Origin of the sequence: Thiorhodococcus minor, assembly GCF_010820565.1 — a bacterium.
GTDB lineage: Bacteria > Pseudomonadota > Gammaproteobacteria > Chromatiales > Chromatiaceae > Thiorhodococcus > Thiorhodococcus minor.
The window spans coordinates 1-347 of record NZ_JAAIJQ010000372.1 but is presented as its reverse complement, the minus strand read 5'-3'; the positions used below and the strand labels follow the sequence as shown (position 1 = coordinate 347).

Annotated in this window: 1 protein-coding gene; it reads left to right on the top strand. The window is 52.7% G+C overall.

Features of this window, described 5'->3' with window-relative positions:
- Positions 1 to 231 (top strand): hypothetical protein (locus G3446_RS27845; RefSeq protein ID WP_209262684.1); only part of this gene is annotated, 231 nt, incomplete at its 5' end.
- Positions 232 to 347: the final 116 nt, after the last annotated feature.

Below are 347 nucleotides of genomic sequence, written 5' to 3'. Positions count from 1 at the left end.
GCCAAGCGACCGCCAATGCCGACTCATACCATGCGCTCGCGGCTTGATGCGCCCGCGCTCGGCAGGTTGCACCCTTCAGAATCCGGTTCCGAAGCAAAAGGCGCGCAATTTGCCTCTGGTTCAATTCCATTTCGAGAAGCCGATTGTTTCGAGGACAGGCACTGTTTCGACGACCTGCTTCGCATGTGCCTCGAGATGACGAATAGCGGACACGGATACGAAGACGGATAGGAAATCCATACCACCTTGAAGATCTACGAAAGGTTCCAGGGCAATGCCATGGACTTAGCGCCTAAAGCTATGATTATGTTACAATAATGCGTCTTCACAGGAACCTTGTAGGAGCA